Annotated in this window: 17 protein-coding genes and 1 pseudogene; 13 read left to right on the forward strand and 5 right to left on the reverse strand. The window is 72.7% G+C overall.

Features of this window, described 5'->3' with window-relative positions; all coding sequences use genetic code 11:
• Nucleotides 1–11 precede the first annotated feature (11 nt).
• From gatC to R4Z63_RS23200, 5 genes and pseudogenes are all read left to right on the forward strand, one after another.
• On the forward strand, nucleotides 12–308 hold the full coding sequence (gene gatC, locus R4Z63_RS23180) for an Asp-tRNA(Asn)/Glu-tRNA(Gln) amidotransferase subunit GatC (protein ID WP_030030671.1): 297 nt from the start codon (nucleotides 12–14) through the stop codon (nucleotides 306–308).
• Nucleotides 309–313: 5 nt separating this feature from the next.
• Nucleotides 314–1,807: an Asp-tRNA(Asn)/Glu-tRNA(Gln) amidotransferase subunit GatA gene (gene gatA, locus R4Z63_RS23185; RefSeq protein WP_384445600.1), complete on the forward strand. Its 1,494-nt coding sequence runs from the start codon at nucleotides 314–316 to the stop codon at nucleotides 1,805–1,807.
• Nucleotides 1,804–2,049: a hypothetical protein gene (locus R4Z63_RS23190; protein WP_037928130.1), complete on the forward strand. Its 246-nt coding sequence runs from the start codon at nucleotides 1,804–1,806 to the stop codon at nucleotides 2,047–2,049. The genes gatA and R4Z63_RS23190 overlap by 4 nt, the downstream gene beginning before the upstream one ends.
• Before the next feature lie 76 nt (nucleotides 2,050–2,125).
• Nucleotides 2,126–3,581, forward strand: a pseudogene (gene gatB / locus R4Z63_RS23195) (Asp-tRNA(Asn)/Glu-tRNA(Gln) amidotransferase subunit GatB).
• 125 nt (nucleotides 3,582–3,706) lie between these two features.
• Nucleotides 3,707–4,237, forward strand: coding sequence for a hypothetical protein (locus R4Z63_RS23200; RefSeq protein WP_491522581.1), 531 nt, complete (start codon nucleotides 3,707–3,709; stop codon nucleotides 4,235–4,237).
• Here the strand turns inward: R4Z63_RS23200 and R4Z63_RS23205 are convergent.
• Entirely contained in the window at nucleotides 4,227–6,128 is a 1,902-nt protein-coding gene (locus R4Z63_RS23205; protein WP_384451683.1) for a protein kinase domain-containing protein, read from the reverse strand. The genes R4Z63_RS23200 and R4Z63_RS23205 overlap by 11 nt on opposite strands.
• Before the next feature lie 168 nt (nucleotides 6,129–6,296).
• Here R4Z63_RS23205 and R4Z63_RS23210 point away from each other — a divergent pair, with 168 nt between their 5' ends.
• Nucleotides 6,297–7,118, forward strand: a complete 822-nt coding sequence (locus R4Z63_RS23210; protein WP_384451680.1) for an alpha/beta fold hydrolase — start codon at nucleotides 6,297–6,299, stop codon at nucleotides 7,116–7,118.
• Here the strand turns inward: R4Z63_RS23210 and R4Z63_RS23215 are convergent.
• Nucleotides 7,096–7,695 carry a GNAT family N-acetyltransferase gene (locus tag R4Z63_RS23215; RefSeq protein ID WP_384451673.1) on the reverse strand — a complete coding sequence of 200 codons (600 nt, stop codon included), beginning with the start codon at nucleotides 7,693–7,695 and terminating at the stop codon, nucleotides 7,096–7,098. The two genes, R4Z63_RS23210 and R4Z63_RS23215, sit on opposite strands and share 23 nt — an antisense overlap.
• Nucleotides 7,692–9,773 (reverse strand): penicillin acylase family protein, encoded by a 2,082-nt coding sequence (locus tag R4Z63_RS23220; RefSeq protein ID WP_384451731.1) that lies wholly within the window; start codon nucleotides 9,771–9,773, stop codon nucleotides 7,692–7,694. Before R4Z63_RS23220 ends, R4Z63_RS23215 begins: the two co-directional genes overlap by 4 nt.
• A gap of 201 nt (nucleotides 9,774–9,974) precedes the next feature.
• Here R4Z63_RS23220 and R4Z63_RS23225 point away from each other — a divergent pair, with 201 nt between their 5' ends.
• Entirely contained in the window at nucleotides 9,975–10,679 is a 705-nt protein-coding gene (locus R4Z63_RS23225; RefSeq protein ID WP_384451669.1) for a siderophore-interacting protein, read from the forward strand.
• A gap of 80 nt (nucleotides 10,680–10,759) precedes the next feature.
• Here the strand turns inward: R4Z63_RS23225 and R4Z63_RS23230 are convergent, their stop codons facing one another.
• Nucleotides 10,760–11,260, reverse strand: a complete 501-nt coding sequence (locus tag R4Z63_RS23230; protein WP_384451666.1) for a DinB family protein — start codon at nucleotides 11,258–11,260, stop codon at nucleotides 10,760–10,762.
• Between the two features lie 106 nt (nucleotides 11,261–11,366).
• Complete coding sequence (locus R4Z63_RS23235; RefSeq protein ID WP_384451664.1) at nucleotides 11,367–12,176, reverse strand: GNAT family N-acetyltransferase; 810 nt, start codon at nucleotides 12,174–12,176, stop codon at nucleotides 11,367–11,369.
• Between the two features lie 61 nt (nucleotides 12,177–12,237).
• Here R4Z63_RS23235 and R4Z63_RS23240 point away from each other — a divergent pair, with 61 nt between their 5' ends.
• The 6 genes from R4Z63_RS23240 to R4Z63_RS23265 all read left to right on the forward strand — a co-directional run bounded on the left by R4Z63_RS23240 (nucleotide 12,238) and on the right by R4Z63_RS23265 (nucleotide 19,982).
• Nucleotides 12,238–12,690: a cupin domain-containing protein gene (locus R4Z63_RS23240; protein WP_384451662.1), complete on the forward strand. Its 453-nt coding sequence runs from the start codon at nucleotides 12,238–12,240 to the stop codon at nucleotides 12,688–12,690.
• 207 nt (nucleotides 12,691–12,897) lie between these two features.
• A complete protein-coding gene (locus tag R4Z63_RS23245; RefSeq protein WP_384451659.1) occupies nucleotides 12,898–15,147 on the forward strand; it encodes an MMPL family transporter in 2,250 nt (749 codons plus the stop codon).
• Nucleotides 15,148–15,186: 39 nt separating this feature from the next.
• Entirely contained in the window at nucleotides 15,187–15,741 is a 555-nt protein-coding gene (locus R4Z63_RS23250) for a GNAT family N-acetyltransferase (RefSeq protein ID WP_037928153.1), read from the forward strand.
• Between the two features lie 97 nt (nucleotides 15,742–15,838).
• Nucleotides 15,839–16,444 (forward strand): hypothetical protein, encoded by a 606-nt coding sequence (locus R4Z63_RS23255; RefSeq protein ID WP_384451655.1) that lies wholly within the window; start codon nucleotides 15,839–15,841, stop codon nucleotides 16,442–16,444.
• Between the two features lie 209 nt (nucleotides 16,445–16,653).
• Nucleotides 16,654–16,836 (forward strand): hypothetical protein, encoded by a 183-nt coding sequence (locus tag R4Z63_RS23260; RefSeq protein ID WP_384451652.1) that lies wholly within the window; start codon nucleotides 16,654–16,656, stop codon nucleotides 16,834–16,836.
• A gap of 59 nt (nucleotides 16,837–16,895) precedes the next feature.
• Complete coding sequence (locus R4Z63_RS23265; protein ID WP_384451649.1) at nucleotides 16,896–19,982, forward strand: helix-turn-helix transcriptional regulator; 3,087 nt, start codon at nucleotides 16,896–16,898, stop codon at nucleotides 19,980–19,982.
• The last annotated feature ends 21 nt before the right edge of the window (nucleotides 19,983–20,003 follow it).

Genomic DNA, 20,003 nt, shown 5'->3' on the forward strand with positions numbered 1-20,003 from the left:
AGGATCGCTGCATGCCTGGCATTACGCGCGAGGAGGTCGTCCACCTCGCACGGCTGGCGCGCCTTGAGCTGTCCAGCAACGAGCTGGATCACTTCGCCGGACAGCTCGACGACATCATCGGCGCGGTCGCCCGTGTCTCCGAGGTCGCCGACCAAGACGTCCCGCCGACCTCCCACCCGCTGCCGCTGACGAACGTCATGCGCGCGGACGAGGTCCGTCCGTCGCTCACCCCCGAGCAGGCGCTCTCCGGTGCTCCCGCCCAGGAGCAGCAGCGTTTCAAGGTGCCGCAGATCCTGGGGGAGGACTAACAGCCATGGTCGACATCATCAAGCTCACGGCCGCCGAGACCGCCGAGAAGATCGCCTCCGGCGAGCTCACCGCCGTCGAGGTCACCGAGGCCCACCTGGCCCGCATCGACGCCACCGACGAGAAGGTCAACGCCTTCCTGTACGTGGACCGCGAGGGCGCGCTGGCCCAGGCCCGCGCCGTCGACGCCAAGCGCGAGGCGGGCGAGAAGCTCAGCCCGCTGGCCGGTGTACCGCTCGCCCTCAAGGACATCTTCACCACCGTCGGGGTCCCCACCACCGTCGGTTCGAAGATCCTCGAAGGCTGGATCCCCCCCTACGACGCCACCCTGACGCGCAAGCTCAAGGAAGCCGACGTCGTCATCCTCGGCAAGACCAACATGGACGAGTTCGCCATGGGGTCCTCCACCGAGAACAGCGCCTATGGCCCCACTGGCAACCCGTGGGACCTCACCCGCATCCCCGGCGGCTCCGGCGGTGGCTCCGCCGCGGCCCTCGCCGCCTTCCAGGCCCCGCTCGCCATCGGCACCGACACCGGCGGATCCATCCGCCAGCCCGCAGCCGTCACCGGCACGGTCGGTGTGAAGCCCACCTACGGCGGTGTCTCCCGCTACGGCATGGTCGCCTTCTCCTCCTCCCTCGACCAGGGCGGGCCCTGCGCCCGTACGGTCCTGGACGCGGCCCTGCTGCACGAGGTGATCGCCGGCCACGACCCGCTCGACTCCACCTCCATCGACGCCCCGGTCCCGCCGGTCGTCGAGGCCGCCCGCAACGGCTCCGTCGCCGGCCTGCGCGTCGGTGTCGTCAAGCAGTTCGCCGGAGAGGGCTACCAGGCCGGTGTCGTCCAGCGCTTCAACGAGTCGGTGGAGCTCCTCAAGGAGCTCGGCGCCGAGATCGTCGAGCTGGACTGCCCGTCCTTCGACCTCGCGATGGCCGCGTACTACCTGATCGCGCCGTCCGAGTGCTCCTCGAACCTGGCCCGCTTCGACGCCATGCGCTACGGCCTGCGCGTCGGGGACGACGGCACCAAGTCCGCCGAGGACGTCACCGCCCTGACCCGCGAGGCCGGCTTCGGCGACGAGGTCAAGCGCCGCATCATCCTCGGCACGTACGCGCTCAGCTCCGGCTACTACGACGCGTACTACGGCTCCGCCCAGAAGGTCCGCACGCTGATCTCGCAGGACTTCGAGAAGTCCTTCGAGCAGGTCGACGTGATCGTCTCCCCGACCACCCCGACCACCGCCTTCCCGATCGGCGAGCGCACCGACGACCCCCTCGCCATGTACCTCGCGGACCTGTGCACCATCCCGACCAACCTGGCCGGCAACTCCGCCATGTCGCTGCCCTGCGGCCTGGCACCGGAGGACGGTCTCCCGGTCGGGCTCCAGATCATCGCCCCGGCGATGAAGGACGACCGGCTCTACAGGGTCGGTGCCGCCGTCGAGGCCGCCTTCGTCGCACGCTGGGGTCACCCGCTGCTCGAGGAGGCACCGTCGCTGTGAGCACCAGTGCACTGTCCAAGGCCAAGGGCTTCAAGAAGTCCAAGACCGGCACCTACCTGTCGATCGGCACCACGGCCTTCGGCGCCGTCAGCGTGATCAAGCAGGTCAAGAAGGCCCGCAGCGAGAACGACATGCTGAAGCTGGTCGACGCCGCCGTGTCCGCCGCCGCCATCGTCACCGGCCTCGCGATCCTGTACCGGGAGCTCAAGCGCCTGGGCGACGACGACGTCCTGCTGGGCTGAGAGGGAAAGTTTCACCGTGACCACCTTCACCGAACTGCTGTCGTACGAGGACGCCCTGGCGTCGTACGACCCCGTCATGGGCCTTGAGGTCCATGTCGAGCTCGGCACCAGGACCAAGATGTTCTGCGGCTGCTCGACCGAGCTCGGCGGCGAGCCCAACTCGCAGACCTGCCCCACCTGCCTCGGCCTGCCCGGCTCGCTCCCGGTCGTCAACGCGATCGGCGTCGAGTCCGCAGTCAAGATCGGCCTCGCGCTGAACTGCGAGATCGCCGAGTGGTGCCGCTTCGCCCGGAAGAACTACTTCTATCCGGACATGCCGAAGAACTTCCAGACCTCCCAGTACGACGAGCCCATCGCCTTCAACGGCTACTTGGACGTCCAGCTGGAGGACGGCGAGATCTTCCGCGTGGAGATCGAGCGCGCCCACATGGAGGAGGACACCGGCAAGTCGCTGCACGTCGGCGGTGCCACCGGCCGCATCCACGGCGCGTCCCACTCCCTGCTGGACTACAACCGCGCCGGCATCCCGCTCATCGAGATCGTCACCAAGCCCATCGAGGGCGCGGGCGAGCGGGCCCCCGAGGTTGCCAAGGCGTACGTCGCCGAGCTGCGCGAGGTCATCAAGGCGCTCGGCGTCTCCGAGGCCCGCATGGACAAGGGCCAGATGCGCTGCGACGTGAACCTGTCGCTGCGCCCCAACGGGACCCGGGAATTCGGCACCCGCTCGGAGACCAAGAACGTCAACTCCCTGCGCTCCGTCGAGCGCGCCGCGCGCTTCGAGATCCAGCGGCACGCGGCCGTGCTGTCCTCCGGCGGCTCGATCGTCCAGGAGACCCGGCACTTCCATGAGGAGGACGGCTCCACCACGGCCGGCCGCATCAAGGACAACGCCGAGGACTACCGGTACTTCCCGGAGCCCGACCTGGTGCCCGTGGCGCCCGCCCGCGCGTGGGTGGAAGAGCTGCGCGCCGGCCTGCCCGAGATGCCGCGCGTGCGCCGCAATCGCCTCCGTGAGGAGTGGGGCGTCAGCGAGCACGACATGCAGTCGATCCTCAACGCGGGCGCGGTGGACTCCATCGTCGCCACCATCGAGGAGGGCGCCGACTCGTCCGCCGCCCGCAAGTGGTGGATGGGCGAGTTGGCCCGCAACGCCAACGAGCAGGGCGTTGTCGTCGACGAGCTGCCGATCACCCCGGCGCAGGTGGCCCGGGTCGCGGCCCTGGTCGCGGCCGGAGACCTGAACGACAAGCTGGCCCGTCAGGTCATCGAGGGGGTCCTCGCCGGCGAGGGCACCCCGGACGAGGTCGTCGAGAAGCGCGGCCTGAAGGTCGTCTCGGACGAAGGCGCGCTCGGCGCGGCCGTCGACGAGGCGATCGCGGGCAACGCGGCCATCGCCGACAAGATCCGCGGGGGGCAAGATCGCCGCGGTCGGCGCCCTGGTCGGCGCGGTCATGAAGACCACCCGCGGCCAGGCCGACGCGGCGCGCGTCAAGGAGCTCATCCTGGAGCGCCTGGGCGTCGCCGGGGGCTGAGCCCTTCGGGCCCGACGGCCCGAACGCCCCGGGGCCCCGCACCGAAGGTGCGGGGCCCCGGTCGTCTCCCGCACACTGGACGACCACGTCCGGCGGAGGAACGGGGGAGTTGCGCGTGGAGATCGGTGCGATGGTCATCGCGGTCGTCGGTGTGGTGGGCACCCTGGGCGCGGCGCTGCTCACCCCAGCGCGGGGCGGAGCGGGCGAAACGCCGGGAGATAGAGATCCTGCGCGGCCATCAGGAGATCCGCGACCGTCTGACGCTGCGGCGGAGCTGCTACGCGGACCTCAACCGGGACGCCCGGCAGTTCACCACCGCGCTCAACCGGCATCTGCATGTCCTGCGGGAGCGCCCGGTCGAGGACGCGGACCGGGAGGTGCTCGACGAGGCCAAGAACGCCCAGCGCGACCGCTACTCCGAGGCGCAGATGATCGCCCCGGACGCCGTGCTCGGACCCGCGAGCGCCGTCAACCACGCCCTGAGCAGGGTCTACGGCCAGGTCAAGCGCCTGGAACGGGGCGCCCCCGAGGAGGGCGAGACGATGGCCGCGGTCTCCGCCGCCCAGCAGGAGATCTGGGGCCTGCTCCGGGAGATGCGTGCGGCCATGCGGGCCGACCTCGGGGTGTCGGACGGGACCGGCTCCGTCAGCGCTTGAGGAGGGGCGCTGCCAGAACGGCGTTGCCGCGGCCCCTGCAGCCCTCCTCCACCTTGATGCGCAGCCGCAGGGCGCCCTTGATGTCCAGGGACTTGGTGACCGGCTTGCCCAGGTGGACCAGCTCGGAGAACACCGCAGGCTTGTCGTCCACCGAGATGGTCAGCCGTGCCTGCTCGACCGTCGAGCCGTCGTCGATGCCGGCGGTGAATTCCAGGGTGGACCAGGCCCTGTTGACGTCGTACTCGATCGCCGCGCCGTAGTAGCAGCTGCCGAGCAGCGCCGCTCCGTACTCCGTGGTGTTCAGCTTCGCGGAGCCGACCTCGAAGTTGTCGGCGCCGCCCACGGAGGACAGCACGGTCAGGTCGGCGATGTTGCTGTCCTTGACCTCTCCCGGAGCGTGCGGGCCGGCGGAGCCCTCCGGGGTGGCCGGGGCCCCGGCGGCTGAACCGTCCGTCGTGGAATCCGCGGACGGGGTCGGCGAGGCCGCGGAGGGGGCGGGCTCCGGCGACTGCGGCGCGCTCGCCCCGCCGGGCTTCCCGCTCGCCGTGTTGTCCTCCTGGCCCTTGTCGCCCAGGAGCTTCACACCGACGACCGCGCCCGCGGCGAGTACGACCACGGCGAGCGCCGAGCCCAGGACCAGACCGGCCCGCCGCTTCCTCTTCTTCTGCGGCGCGGCGGCCTGCGCCTGCGCGGGCGGGGCCGGGGAGAGGTCGTACGCGGGTCCGTACCCCGTCGGCACCGAGGCCGCCGGTGCCGGTGCGGGCGCCGGTACGGGTGCGGGCTCCGTGGCTTGCTGAGCCGGCTCGGGAGCGGTCAGCGGCGCCGTGGGCGGCTCCGCAGCGCTCGGGTCGGGCGCGGTCGGGTCGGGCGCGGTCGGACGGTAGGCGGGCGGTGGTGGCGCCGCGGCAACCGCCGGGGCCGCCGTGGGCAGGGGAGGCGCGGCGGGCTGGGGCGGGGAGTCCTGGAGGGCCGCCCGCCGCGATGCCGTGGACGTCGTCGTGGTGGACACCACGGCGCGCCGAACGTCCTTCATCCACCCGGCCAGGTTCACGGGCCGCCGGGAGGGCTCCTCCGCGTACAGGGCCGTGATCCGGGCCCGTTGTTCGGCATCCAGCAGTGCGATCTGCGGCAGTTCGGCCATCGCATGGGCCAGCTGCTGCGGAGAGGCGGGCGGCGACTCTCCGCTGAGCAGGAAGTACGCGATCGCCCCGAAGGCGTACCGGTCGGTGCCCGGGGTCCGCTTGCCCTCGAACACCTCGGGTGCCGCGTAGCCCGGGGTGAACCAGACCTCCGCCGTTTGGTGGTCGGCGGTCAGCTTGCTGAGCCCGAAGTCCACCAGGGTGGCCTGCCCGTGGGCGTCGACCATCACGTTGCCGGGGGAGAGGTCGCCGTGGACGACCTGCCGCCCGGAGGGCGTGGCCCTGCCCGAGTGCAGCCAGTCCAGTACCTCGGCCAGCTGTTCCAGGGTTCGCATGACGTCGCGCCGCTCTGCGGCGGTGGCGAGCGTCCGTTCGGCGCGCCAGTCCCGCAGGTCGAGCCCGTCGATGTGGTTCATGACGAGGACGAGCGCCCGCCCGGTCAGGGTGGACGACTCCCCGGGCCGGTGGATCGGCGGTCCTTCGAAGTGCTCCCGCACTCCCACGACACCGGGCCGGTGGACGAATCTCAGCAGTTCGGCCTGCTCGTTCCACTTCTGGCTGATGCGGTCGAAGACCTCGGGAGTGATGGTCGTCCTGGAGTCGAGCACCTTGACGACCACGGGCTCCGACCCGCCGGCGAGTTCGATCTCCGCGAGGTAGAGCACGGCCTCCCCGCCGCGCCCGATCGACCTGAGCAGGCGGTAGCGGTCCGCTGCCGCGTCCGGCCCGATGTGCAGATTCTGGCTGGTCAATTTCCCCCCAGCTGCCCTGTGTTGAGTGGGGGTCAGTCTGGCGTGGCCGGAATCGGTACGGCAATCGAAACGGTGGATCCGTACCCGCCCGGGTTTCTGTAGCGGTCGCTAGGTAAATCGGGTACGGTCTTTTCTGTATCGATCATTAGGGAAATCGGGGGTATCTCCATGTCCGTCAACACCGACGCCGTCCGCTCCGGAGCCGGCGCCGCGGCGTACGCGCGCACCGTCCGCACCGAGAGCGGTGGCCCCGGCCTGCTCCTCGCCCACGGCGCGGGCGGCTCCGTCGAAGCCAACTTCGGCGCGGTCCTGGACGAGCTGGCCGCCCGATTCAGCGTCGTCGGCGTCGACTACCCGGGTGCCGGCGCCACCCCGCGGGCCGAGGCGCCGCTCCTCCTCGACGAGCTGGCCGACCAGCTGGTGGCCGCCGCCGACGCCGAGGGGCTGCAGCGGTTCGCCGTACTCGGCTACTCGCTCGGCGGGAACGTCGCCGTCCGGGTCGCCACGCGGTATCCCGACCGGGTCACCGCGCTGGTGCTGACGGCCACCTTCGCGCGCGCCGACAACCGCCTCGAACTGGCCGGTGATCTCTGGAAGGCCCTCGCCGACCGCGGTGAGCCCGACCTGGCGGCCTCGCTGCTGGTCCCGCTCGTGCTGAATCCTGCGGTTCTGGAGGGCCTCTCCGCGCAGGAGGTGCGGCAGCTGGTGCGGGACACCGCCCGGACGCTGCCGCCGGGCCAGGCGGACCACGCCGCCTTGATCCGGGGGGCGGACCTGCGGGCCGAGATCGCGGCGCTCGACGTCCCGGCCCTCGTGGTCGTGACCACGCAGGACCTCCTCGTCCCAGCCGGCCTCCAGCGAGAACTCGCGCACATCCTGCCGGGTGCCCGGCTCGCGGAACTGCCCACCGGGCACCTCCCGTTCGCCGAGCGCCCGGCCGAATGGGCGGCGCTGGTCACCGCCTTCCTCAGCGAGCCCGCGGCGGGTTGAGGAAGGCGAGGCGGGCCGGCTTGGCGGGGAGGTGGACCTCGGGCAGGTCGATCTCCGGGAGGACGACCTCCGGGCCGAGCACGAACCCGGTGCGCTCCAGCCGCGTGATCGCCTTGGTGTTGCGGGAGTCCGGCTCGGCGACCATGCGGCGGCTGGCCGGATCGGCGAACACGAAGGCGATGAGGGCCTCCATCAGGTTCCCGCTGAAGCCGGGCTGCGGGCCGTCCTCGCTCGGGCCGATCAGCAGGTGCACGCCGACGTCCCCGGGCTCGACGTCGTAGCACTCGCTGATCCGGTCCTCGGCGCAGTCGTACGTCTGGAGCAGCGCGACCGGCACGCCCTCGCGGGCCATGATGAACGCGTGGTGCGTGGTGCGGCGGTCGACGTCCTCGTAGATCTCCTGGACCAGTTCGCGACTGGCCCCGCCCATGCCCCAGAAGCGGGCCCGCTCCGGTGTGACCCAGGCGTGGATCAGACCGGCGTCGGCGGCCGGATCGACCGGGGTGAAGGTGACGGTGCCGAAGCCCTCGACGAGGTGCGTGTGAACGGGCTGTCGCGCGGAGGTGGCGGTGGTCATATCGATTCCTTGGTGAGCCGGGTCCAGTCGGTGACGACCGGGACGAGTTCGCAGCGTGCCCACAGGGGGAGCTGGTCGTGGTGATGGGGGGTTCCGCCGACGCCGTCGGCGCCCAGCGGGACGACCCAGAGGCTGTCCTCGCGGCGGGCCAGGTCCCAGACGTAACGGGCGGCCGAAGCGCGGGCGGTGAGGTCGGTGAAGCCGGGCACGGAGGAAGTGGCGTTCACGCAGTCGTGATCGCCGCCGAGGCCGGGCCACTCCGGGCCGGCCGGGTCGGGGACCGCCTGCCAGGGGGCCAGGCGGTGGACCTGCGACCACGGGACGTCGAGGGAGCCCGCCGCAGCTGTCTCCTCCAGGGCCGCGCGGACGTGCGCGGCACGGTCCAGCTCCGGCAGCAGCGAGCTGTTCAGCAGGCCTTCGAGCGCGTAACCGATCTTGGGAACCAGGTGCAGCCACGGGTGGAACACGGCCGGTCCGGCGGGCGCGCCCGCCAGGTCCGCGAAGACCGGGTCGGCGGCGAGGCGCCGTACGGTCGCGGTCCGGAAGGCCGAGAAGACGGCGGCGTCGGTGCTCCCGGCCTCCATGCGCCGGTCCCAGGAGAGCAATCGCATGCGCAGTTCCCGCGCGGCCGGTGACAGCCCCTCGAAGGCGGGCAGCAGGGCGAGCAGCGGCTCGGCCGAGGCCAGATGGGTGTCACGGTGCACGTCGGCCATCGCCGTCGGGGACCAGTCCGCGGAGCCGCTGAGCAGCTCGCGGATGCGGTCCGCGCGGTGCGGTGGTGCGAACTCCACGCCGAGCGGAGAGGCGATGCCGCGCGCGTTCGCCATGACGGCGAAGCCCTGCACGGGCTCGGCTGGGGTCGGTGCCCAGCCCCGCCAGGCGTGCTCCGGCTCCCACGCGGGCACGGGGCGCAGCCGGTTCGCGGGGTGGCGCAGCGGCACGGCACCCGCGACGCGGTGCAGCAGGCCACCTTCGGTGTCGGCGGCGTGGACGACGTTGACCGGCTCGGCCCAGCCATCGAGGGCGCGGTCGATGTCGGCGACGGTACGGGCGCGCAGCAGGGCGGGCAGGGCGGCGAAGCCGAGGTCGCGGCGGACGCGGGGCGGGTAGCGCAGGGAGAGGGTCTGCGTGCTGCCGTCGGCGCGTCCGGGGTCGGCGGCGCCTGCTGCGGGGTCGGCGCCGAGGTCGCCGTCCGCGTGCACGATCACCGGCCCGCGGGCGGTCTCCAGGACCTCCACCTCGACGTCGGCGCCGCCCGCCACAGTGATGGTCTCCGTGTGGCGCGCGACCGGCTCCCAGGCCCCGTCCGGGCCGAGCGCCTCGACGGCGCCCTCCTCGTCGCGGCGCAGCCGCTCGACGTACAGGTCCTGGTAGTCGGACATGGCGTTGGTGATGGCCCAGGCGGCGGAGCCGGTGTGCCCGAAGTGCGCGAGGCCGGGGATGCCGGGGACGGCGAGGCCGAGGACGTCGTAGTCCGGGCAGGACAGGCGGATCTGCTGGTAGACGCCCGGGTCCTCGATGAAGCGGTGCGGGTCGCCCGCGATGATCGCCGCCCCGGTGGTGGTGCGCTCGCCCGGCACCATCCAGCCGTTGCTGCCGGCGATGCGGGGACCGTCGGTGGCGAAGAGGGTGAGCGTCTCGTCCCCGAGGGCGCGGGCCACGCGCTCGCGCCACAGCTTGGTGGGGAAGCCGGCGAACAGGATGTGCGTGGCGATCCAGATCGCCAGCGGCACCCATGGCTCCCACGACGAGGGGGCGAGGCCGGTCCGGGCGAAGCGCTCGTCGCGGGCGGCGCCGGCGGCCAGGCCCTCGTTGACGCCGTCCACGTACGCGCGCAGCCAGGCGGCGGTCGCCGGATCGTCGGCCACCAGGGCCTCGTGGCAGAGGCGGGCGGTGTCGGCCAGGCGGCTCTGGCGGGCGAAGCGGTCCCATGCGACGGACTCCCGGCCCAGGAAGGAGGCGCTGGAGCCCTCGGCGCGGTGCCGTTCGACCTCCAGCTGCCAGGCGCGGTCGAAGGCGGTGACGCGGCCCTGGGCGTAGGCCAGCCCGAGCTCGTCCGGCGCGCGCAGGTGGGGGATGCCCCAGGGGTCGCGGAAGACGTCATAGGATTCCGGGGTCCGCCCGCCGGGCCCGCTCCGGACGCCCGCGTACGGCTCCGGGCCGCTCTCACTGCTCACGCTGCTCACACTCTCCCCGACGTGTATTTAGGTTAGCCTTCCCTAAGTGTAGGCGTCGGGTGGGGAGGGGCGAACAGGGCGGTCGGCAAAGGGTGGGAGGGCGTGGTCCTCAGGCTGCTGAGGGGCAAGGACTTCACCTTCACGGTGACCGGGGCGGAAGACGTCACGGAGCGCTACCGCCGGGTGTCCTTCACCGACGGCGGGCTGCTGGCCGCGGTCGGTCCGTCGCTGCACCCGACGATGTGGGTGCGAGTCTGGTTCCGGAACGCGGGCAAGCCGCACCAGCGCGCGTACACGCTGGTCGACCCGGATCCCGAGACCGGCACTTTCTGCTTCGAGTTCGCGCTCCACGACGGCGTCGCCAGCGCCTGGGCGCGGCGCGCCCGACCGGGCGACACCATCGAGGCCACCGTCCAGGGCACCGGGTTCACCGCCCCGGCCCCGCCCCCGGAACGCCTGCTGGTCATCGGCGACCCCGCCTCCCTGCCGGCGGTCAACTCGCTGCTGGACTCCTTCCCCGGCCTGCCCGCGACCATCTGGTTCGAGACCCGGCACGCCTCCGACGCGGAGCTGCCGGTACGCCTGGACGGGGAGCGGCACGACATCCGCCGGGTGCCGCGCGAGGGCACGGCGTTGGCCGACCGGGTCCGGGCCGAGCTTCCGGAACTGCTCGGGGACCCGGGAACGGCGTACGTATGGCTGGCCTGCGACACGGCCACGACCCGCGCCCTCACGACCTGCCTGCGCAAGGACCTCGGCCTGCCCAGGCAGCGGGTGAACGGCCTGGGCTACTGGCGCGCGGCCTGACGTCCGAGGCGTGACGTCCGAGGTCTGTGGTCCGAGGTCTGTGGTCCGAGGCCAGTGGTCGGGCCCGGGCCCGACGGCCGTCAGACCCCGGTCACGCCGTCGATCGCCTCGCGCAGGAGGTCGGCGTGGCCGTTGTGGCGGGCGTACTCGTGGACGAGGTGGAGCATGACGAGGCGCAGCGACGCCTCCTCCTCCCAGCGCGGCACGTACACCGTCACCTCCAGGGACTCGGCGGCCGCCTCGATCCGGCGCGCGTGCCCGACCTCATCCTGCCAGGCGGTGAACGCCTCGGCCCGGCCGGCGCCGGAGGCGTCGTAGGCGGCCTGGAAGTCATGGCGGTCCGACCACAGGTGCGGGAGCTCCTCGCCGCCGACGACACGGCGGAACCAGTGCCGTTCCACCTCGGCCATGTGCCGCACCAGGCCCAGCAGGGACAGGGCGGACGGGGGCATCGAGGCACGGCGCAACTGCTCGTCGGTGAGGCCCTCACACTTCCGGGCGAGGGTGGCCCGGTGGTAGTCGAGGAAGGCGCGGAGGGTCTCGCGTTCGTCCCCGGTCAGGGGCGGGCTGATGCGTTCCATGCCCGCGATCCTGCCCGTCGGCCCCTGTGTTGCGGAAGCCACATCCTCCTCCTCATCCTCCGGCCGGCCGGCCGGCCGGTCGGTCGGTCGGTCGGTCGGAGCGGCCTCAGGCCGCGTCCCGGCCGGGACGCGTCCAGATGTACGGCACGGTCACGCCCATGACCCCGAAGCCCAACCGTTCCAGGATCGGGCGGCTGTCGTCCGAGGCGTCCACCTGGAGGTAGGGGATGCCGAGCTCCGCCGCCACGCGGGCACGGTGGGCGACCAGCAGGCGGTAGACGCCCCGGCCGCGCCATCGCGGGATCGTGCCGCCGCCCCACAGGCCGGCGAAGGCCGTTCCCGGCCGCATCTCCATCCGGGCCGCGCTCACCGGGGTGTCGCCCGCCATCGCGACCACCGCCGCGACGGTCTCCGGCTCGTCGCGCAGGCGACCGAGCAGCGCCTCGCGGATCCGGGGCCGCTCGGTACCGAAGGCCCCGGCGTGGACCTCCATCATCAGGTCGACGCCGGCCTCGTCCGTCACCACCCGCAGGGTGATCCCCTCCGGCGGTTCCACCGGCAGGCGCGCGAGCTCGGCCACGCGGCCCACCATCAGAGTCTCCGGCGGCTCCGGTACGAAGCCCGCTGCCCGCAGCCGGTCCCCGAGGTCCGCCGGCCCGTCGTGCGTATACAGCTTCCACTCGAAATCGGGGCAGCCGCGCTCGGCGAAGAACGCCACCTGCACCGCGATCTGCGCATCCGCGGTCTCCTCGTCGAGGTCCGACCAGAGGACGCCGTTCCACCCGAGGCCGGGCACGCTCTGCCGGACGACCCGGCCCACCCGCTCCACGAGGGCGTCCCCGCCGTCCGGTCCGGCACCGAGACGCACCTCGGCGTCGTAGCGGGCACGTACCCTCAGCAGCTCATCAAGATCCATCCTCATCCGCCCAGCCCACCACCGTCCGGCCGGCCCGAGCAACTGCATTAGCCTCACCAGCGTGAACGACAGCCTCACCAGCGTGAACGACGACCTCACCATCTACACCGGCAAGGCCGCCCCCGACGCCGCCGCCGACCGCGGCTGGCTCCTCGGCCACTTCAAGGACCCGGCCGATCCCCGTCACAGCGAGGACGTGGAGATCAAATGGGGGGTGCACCCCCGGGGCGAACGACGGGAGCGCTGGGCGACCGCCGAGAAGCGCACCGCTCTGCTGGTCCTGATCAGCGGACGTTTCCGGCTGGAGTTCCCGGGCCGGACCGTCGTCCTGGATGAACAAGGGGACTACGTGCTTTGGGGCCGCGGCGTCGACCACTCCTGGTACGCGGAGGAGGACGCGGTCGTCCTCACCGTCCGCTGGCCCTCGATTCCCGGCTACCGGGTGGACGAGCCCGGGGACCGGGCCGACGCTCCGTCCCCGGAGGCCCACGGCCGGGCCCCCGCCGGGAACTGAGTTCCCGCGCACCCCCGGCCCTGCTGTGATGATGCACACGAAAACGGCCAACGATCACGAAACGTTGAGATCGTGGGGGTTGCAGACCATCTGGGCCGAACCGCGGGGCGACCCTCCGGGCCTTCGGCCGGGCCTTCACGAGTTCACGCGTTCTTTGCGACGGGCTGTCTCCCGGTAAAGATCCGAACCCACCAGGGAGCACGTCCGTTGGCAGTCTTCGCGCGGTGGTGCATGCGCCACCGCCTCCTCGCCGTCCTGATCTGGCTGCTCGCCCTCGGCGGGACGGCGGCGGCCGCAGTGACCGCCGGAGCGGCGTTCTCCAACAACTACGAGGTTCCCGGCACCGAGTCCGGGAAGGCGAACGACCTCCTGCGGGAAGGCTTCCACGGACAGGGCGGCGATACCGACACCATCGTGTGGCGGGCCCCGGAGCATCAGAGCGCACGCACCCCGGACATCGAGCAGCGCATGACCCGGGCACTGGACGCCGTCGCCGCACTGCCAGGTGTCGGGTCGGTCGCCGGACCCTACGGACCCGGCCCCGAGAGTGTCGCGCGCATCAGCCCCGACGGTCGCACGGCCTACGCCGTGGTGACCTTCGACCAGCCGGCCGACTCCGTACCCGGCGAACAGGCCCGGGCGGTCGTCGACACCGCGAAGAACCCCACCACCGAGGCAGACGGACTCCAGGTCGAGCTGGGCGGCCGCGCCATCCAGCTCACCGAGGCGCCGACCGCGCACCTCGCCGAGGTCATAGGCGTGGCCGTCGCGGCCCTCGTCCTCTACCTCGCCTTCGGCTCGCTCGCCGCGAGCCTGCTGCCCATCGCGACCGCCCTCGTCAGCGTCGGCACCGCCTACTTCGGCATCACCCTGCTCGGGCATGCGATGCCGGTCGCCGACTTCGCCCCGATGCTCGGCACCCTCATCGGTCTCGGCGTCGGCATCGACTACGCGCTGTTCATCGTCACCCGGCATCGCAAGGGCCTCGCGAGGGGCCTTCCGGTGGAAGAGGCGGCGGTCGGCGCCGTCGCCACCACCGGCCGGGCCGTCGTCTTCGCCGGTGCCACCGTCTGCATCGCACTGCTCGGCATGCTGGTACTGCGGCTGAACTTCCTCAACGGCGTCGCGATAGCCGCGTGCGTGACTGTCGTCCTGACCGTCGCCGCCTCGGTCACCCTGCTGCCGGCACTCCTGTCCTTCATCGGGATGCGCGCCCTCTCCGGCCGTGAACGCCGCAGGCTCGCCGCCGAGGGCCCGCAGCCCGACCGGACCTCGGGCTTCGCCGCCCGCTGGTCCGCCTTTGTCGAGCGCCGCCCCAAGCTGCTCGGTGCCGTCGCCACCACCGTCATGGTGGTACTGGCCCTGCCCACCCTCTCCCTGCACCTGGGCACCTCCGACCAGGGCAACAACCCCGCCGGCTCCACCACCCGGCAGGCCTACGACCTGCTCGCGGAGGGCTTCGGGCCCGGTGCCAACGGCCCGCTCACAGTCGTCGCCCGCCTGGATGGCGCCGGAGACCGGCTCGCCGTGGACCAGCTGGCGCAGGCGCTCCGCACGACGCCGGGCGTCGCCTCCACCGGTCCCGCCGTCTTCAACCGCAGCGGCGACACGGCCGTCCTGACCGTCGTACCGGATTCCGCCCCGCAGTCCAGGGCCACGAGCGACCTCGTCGACACCCTCCGCCAGGACGTCGTTCCGCGCGCCGGCCAGGGCAACTCCATGGAAGTCCACGTCGGCGGCGTGACGGCCGCCTACGACGACTTCGCCGAGGTCATCATCGGCAAGCTGCCGCTCTTCGTCTCCGTGGTGATCGCCCTCGGCTGTGTGCTGCTGCTGTTGGCCTTCCGGTCCATCGGCATCCCGCTGAAGGCGGCGGCCATGAACGTCACCGCCGTCGCCTCCTCCTTCGGCGTCGTCGTCGCGATCTTCCAGTGGGGCTGGGGCAGCGAACGGCTGGGCCTGGGCAGCGCCGGCCCCATCGAACCCTTCCTGCCCGTGATCATGGTGTCCGTGCTCTTCGGACTCTCCATGGACTACCAGGTGTTTCTCGTCAGCAGGATGTACGAGGAATGGCTGGAGACCGGCGACAACAGGCGAGCCGTACGCGTCGGCCTCGCCGAGACCAGCCGGGTCATCAACTCGGCCGCCGTCATCATGATCTCCGTCTTCCTCGCCTTCGTGCTCAGCGGCGACCGGATCATCGCGATGTTCGGCATCGCGCTCGCCGCGGCCGTCGCCCTCGACGCCTTCGTGCTGCGCACCCTGCTGGTCCCCGCCCTGATGCACATGCTCGGCGGCGCCAACTGGTGGCTGCCCGCCTGGCTCGACCGGCGACTGCCCCGAATCAGCATCGAGCCCCCAGAACACCGACCGCATGCGAAACTTCCGGCACAGCGGTCCGGCGTCGTCCCCGCCACGAGCGAGGACGACGCCGAGCCCGCGCCAGCCTCCCGGTGATCCGGCGTACCGCCGCACGAGACCCAAGGAAGAAGCCGCATGTTCTCGATAGACCTCGCCGAAGGCGCCCAGCTGTTCCCGCTGGAGGCCCGGCACGCGGAGGAGTTCTACGCGCACATCGAGCGCGGACGCGAGTTCATCGGGCAGTACGTCGGCTTCCCGGACCGGTCCCCGGATGTCGACTCCGCCAGGGACTTCCTGGCCAAGTACGCCGTGAAGGCCGGTGAGGACGGCGCCCGGTTCTTCGGCATCCGCCTCGACGGCACCCTCGTCGGCGGCGTGCTCTTCCCCAACTTCGACGCCGCCGGCGGGAACTGCGAGATCGGCTGCTGGCTGGAGCCCGCCGCGGCCGGCCGCGGCCTGGTGACCAAGGCCTGCCGGGTCCTGATCGACTACGCCTTCGCCGAGCGCGGCATGCACCGCGTCGAGTGGCACGCCGCCACCGGCAACAAGAAGAGCCTCGCCGTCGCCGAACGCCTCGGCATGACCCGCGAGGGCGTCCTGCGGGAGAACTACCTCCACCGGGGGGTCCGCCAGGACACCGAGGTGTGGTCGATCCTCGCCCGCGAGTGGGCGGACGCCCGCACCTCCTGAGGCACGCAACCCGGGCCCCGCCGGCCGCGGGGTCCGGTACGGGCACGGCCACCGGATCCTCAGGCAACTCTCAGACGCGACCCCTACGGTGCCCCGCATGGACACCACGAAGACCCCCGCCCCGAACGCCGCCGAGGCCGACACCCCGGTCGGCCCCGACACGAGCGGGACCCCCCGAGCCGCCGCTGCCCAGGCCGACGCCGGCCCTGCCGCGACGGCCGACCCCGCCACGGCGCTCGCCGGCTCCGAACTCGACGACGAGCTCGACGACGACTTCCGCGAGGAGGAATCCGACGTGGAGCAGCCGAGCCAGGTCGGCTCCGCTGCCTTCGCGATCGTCTCCGCCGGTCTTTCCGTGGTCGCCCTCAGCGGGAGCTGGGTCGCCGGCATCGTCTCCGAGCGTGCGAGCATCGCCGCCCGCCTGGAGCTGAGCCAGGCGGCCGACGCGAACGCGCAGATCGCCGCCCAGTTCGTCAACCCCTGGCACACCACCGCGATGGTCAACGGCGTCTTCTCGGCCCTCGCCCTGATCATCGCCACCTTCGTGCTGGCCCTCCCCGCCTTCGGCACCCCCGAGCGCACCCTCCCCGCCTGGGCGCGGTCCGTCTCCTGGGCCGCCATCGGCCTGGGCGCACTCGGGGTACTGCTCTTCGTCCTCATGTACTTCGACCTCCTCCTGGCCGTCCCGAAGGCGGCGGGGTAGGGCCCGTCCGGCGGATCGCGGCCCCGGCCGCCGCACAGGCCCCGGTCAGCGCCTTAGACGCCCCCGGACCGTCCCCCGCACCGCGCCCGGGACTAAGGACTCCGGAACCCCGCGGATGCGGCATGCGACCGATGTGCCGGTACCCCCTGGGACGCGAATCTCGGATCACACCGATCGAGGTGCCGGGAAACACGACCAGGGAGTACGAGATGTCCGAACACGAGATCGCCGCAGCCGCCCGCACCGCCGACCTGCTCCGTGAGGCCGCCGCGTACCGGGTGGTCCGCGAGGCCCGGAAAGCGCGCGGCGCCTCCCCGCGCGGCCACGAACCCCGGGAACGGGTGACAGGGTCCGGACCCCGCGGCACCCGCTGCGCGCCCCGGCCCGCGTGAACCGGCGAGCGATGCGGAGCAGACCCGTATCGGGTGCCGCCGGCCGGGGACTCTGTGCGATGCTCGGCGACGTGGAGACCAGATCTGTCAGCCCGGTGTTCGTCGGCCGCGCCGACGAACTGGCCGTACTCACCGGCGCACTGACGCGCGCAGCGGTCCGGGAACCGCAGGCGATGCTCGTCGGGGGAGAGGCCGGGGTCGGCAAGACCCGCCTCACCGAGGAGTTCCTCTGCGAGGCGGACCGGCGGGGCGCCGTCGTTGCCGTCGGCGGCTGCGTGGAGATAGGGGCGGAGGGACTTCCCTTCGCCCCGTTCTCGACGGCGCTGCGCACCCTGCACCGGCTGCTCCCGGAGGAGATGGCCGCCGCGGCCGCGGGCCAGGAGGACGAACTCGCCCGGATCCTCCCCGAACTCGGCGACACCCCCAGGGGTCCGCACGACGAGGAGAGCACCGCCCGGCTCTTCGAACTGACCGCCCGGATGCTGGAGCGGCTCGCCGCCGACCGGACCGTCGTCCTGGTCCTGGAGGACCTGCACTGGGCGGACACCTCCACCCGGCACCTGCTCTCCTACCTCTTCCGCACCCTGGGCAGCGGGCGGCTCGTCGTCGTCGCCACCTACCGCTCGGACGACGTCCACCGCCGCCACCCGCTGCGCCCGCTCCTCGCCGAACTCGACCGGCTCCGCACCGTTCGGAAGATCGAACTGTCCCGCTTCAACCGCGCGGAGGTGCGCCGCCAGCTCGCCGGCATCCTCGCCGCCCAGCCCGACGAGGACTTCGTGGACACGGTCTTCGACCGGTCCGACGGCAACGCCTTCTTCGTCGAGGAACTCGTCGCCTGCCAGGAGAGCGGCTGCCGCACCGGACTCACGGAATCCCTGCGCGACCTCCTGCTCGTCCGCGTCGAGATCCTCCCCGACGAGGCCCAGCGTCTGGTGCGCACCGTAGCCGAGGGCGGCTCCACCGTGGAGTACCCGCTGCTGCGTGCCGTCGCCGGGCTCACCGAGGACGAACTGATCGAGGCGCTGAGGGCCGCGGTCGGAGCCAACATCCTGCTCGCCACCCCGGACGGAGACGGCTACCGCTTCCGCCACTCGCTGGTCCGCGAAGCCGTCAGCGACGACCTGCTGCCCGGCGAGCGAGCCCGGGTCAACCGCCGCTACGCCGAGGCGGTGGAGGCCGACGCGCACCTGATCCGGGCCGAGGAGCGGGTCATCCGGCTGGCCAGCTACTGGTACACCGCCAACGACCCCGCCAAGGCGCTGCCCGCCGTACTGGCCGCCTCCGTCGCGGCCCGTCGCCGCCACGCCTACTCCGAGCAGCTGAACCTGCTGGAACGGGCGCTGGACCTGTGGGACAGCGCCCCGCAGGAGGTCCGCGAGGACCTTCGCCCGGCCGACTACACCGACGTGTACCCGCCCTGCGGCTGCGACCCGGCCACCACCCCGCTCCGTCGCCTCGACCTGCTCGCCGAGGCGACCGTCGCGGCGCGCTACGGAGGAGAACGCGAACGCGCCCTGAAGATCACGAAGACGGCGCTGCGCCTGCTGGAGGAGCACTCCGACCCGCTGCGCGCCGCGTGGTTCTGGACCGAACGCTCCCGCCTGGTCGCCTCCCTCGGCCGCGGCGACGGCTGGGAGGAGATAGCCAGGGCCCAGGAGCTCGTCCGGGGGCTGCCCCCGTCCCAGGTGCACGCCGAGGTCCTGGTCAGGGCAGCGAGCTGGGGCATGCTCCACAAGCCGGGACCGGGCAACCTCGCCGCTGCCGAACGGGCGGTCGAGTACGCGCGGATGGTCGGCGCGGCCGAGACCGAGCTCAACGCCCGGATCACGGTCGGCGCGCTCCTCACCGACGCCGGTGACGGCCGGGGGGGCCTCGCCGAGATGCACGCGGTCCGGGAACGGGCCACGGAACTCGGTCTGGCGCTGCTGGCAGGACGTGCGCATATCAACCTCACCTCTCACCTGGAAGGCCTGGGGCGGTCCCGTGAGGCCGTGGAACTGTGCGAACAAGGGGCCGAACTGGCCCGGAGGTCGCGGCTGCTGGACACCGAGGCCTGGGTGTCCGGGAACATGGCCGAGAGCCTCTACAGCCTCGGCCGCTGGGACGAGGCCGCCGAAGCCGCCCGGTGCACCCTGCAGGTGGGCCAGAGCGCGGCCCCGCGCGGCTCCGCCTCCGCACGGCTCGGCTACCTCGCCCTGGCGCGCGGCGAGTTGACCGAGGCGACCCACCAGCTCGCCACCGCCCACGCTCACTTCGGCACACACGAGACCCAGCCCCAGCACCGGATCCCGCTGCACCGGCTGGCCATCGGGATCGCCGCGGGGGAGGGCCGGATCGCCGACGTCCGCGCCGAGACGTCCGCCGCCGTGGACCACGGCTTCCCGCTCGGGCACCACCGCTATGCCTGGCCCCTGCTGCTCGCGTCCGCCTCCGCCGAGGCGGACGCCCGCGGGCTGCCCGCCGCCGGAGCCGGCCGCGCCGCCGCCCTGGAGGTGCTGCGCACCGCCGCCCGGACCCTCGCCACGCCGGCTCCGGTGTGGACCGCCCACGCCGAGTACCTGCGGGCCGAGCTGCTGCGGGCCGAGGCCCGGGACACCGTCGCCGACTGGCGTGCCGTCGAGGAGTCAGTCCGCCCGCTGGAGCGCCCGTACCTGCTGGCCCGCGCCCGCTACCGGCTCGCCGAGGCGCTGCTGGCCGTCGGCGACCGGGAGCCGGCGGCCGCGCTCCTCCGTGAGGCCCACGCCACCGCGGACCGGATCGGCTCACGCCGGCTGAGCGAGGACCTCGCCCTACTCTCCCGGCGCGCCCGGATTCCGCTGACCACCGACGCCACCCCCTCTACGGATCCCGAACCGCATCCGGACCCGGCCGAGGCCCTCGGCCTGACCAGCCGCGAGCGGGACGTGCTGCGCCTGGTGGCAGCGGGCAGCACCAACCGTCGGATCGCCGAGGAGCTCTTCATCTCGCCGAAGACGGCGAGCGTGCACGTCTCCAACATCCTGTCCAAGCTGGGTGTCGCCGGCCGCGGGGAGGCGGCCGCCCTTGCCCACCGGCTGAGGCTCTTCACGCCGCCCGGCCCGGTCGGCCCGCCCGCGGAGGAGCCGGTCGGCGACCGCCGCCGGGCTCCTCGCCCCGGCGGGTGAGCCTCCTGCCGGATCCGGGGT

This window comes from Streptomyces sp. PL-29 (assembly GCF_058344425.1).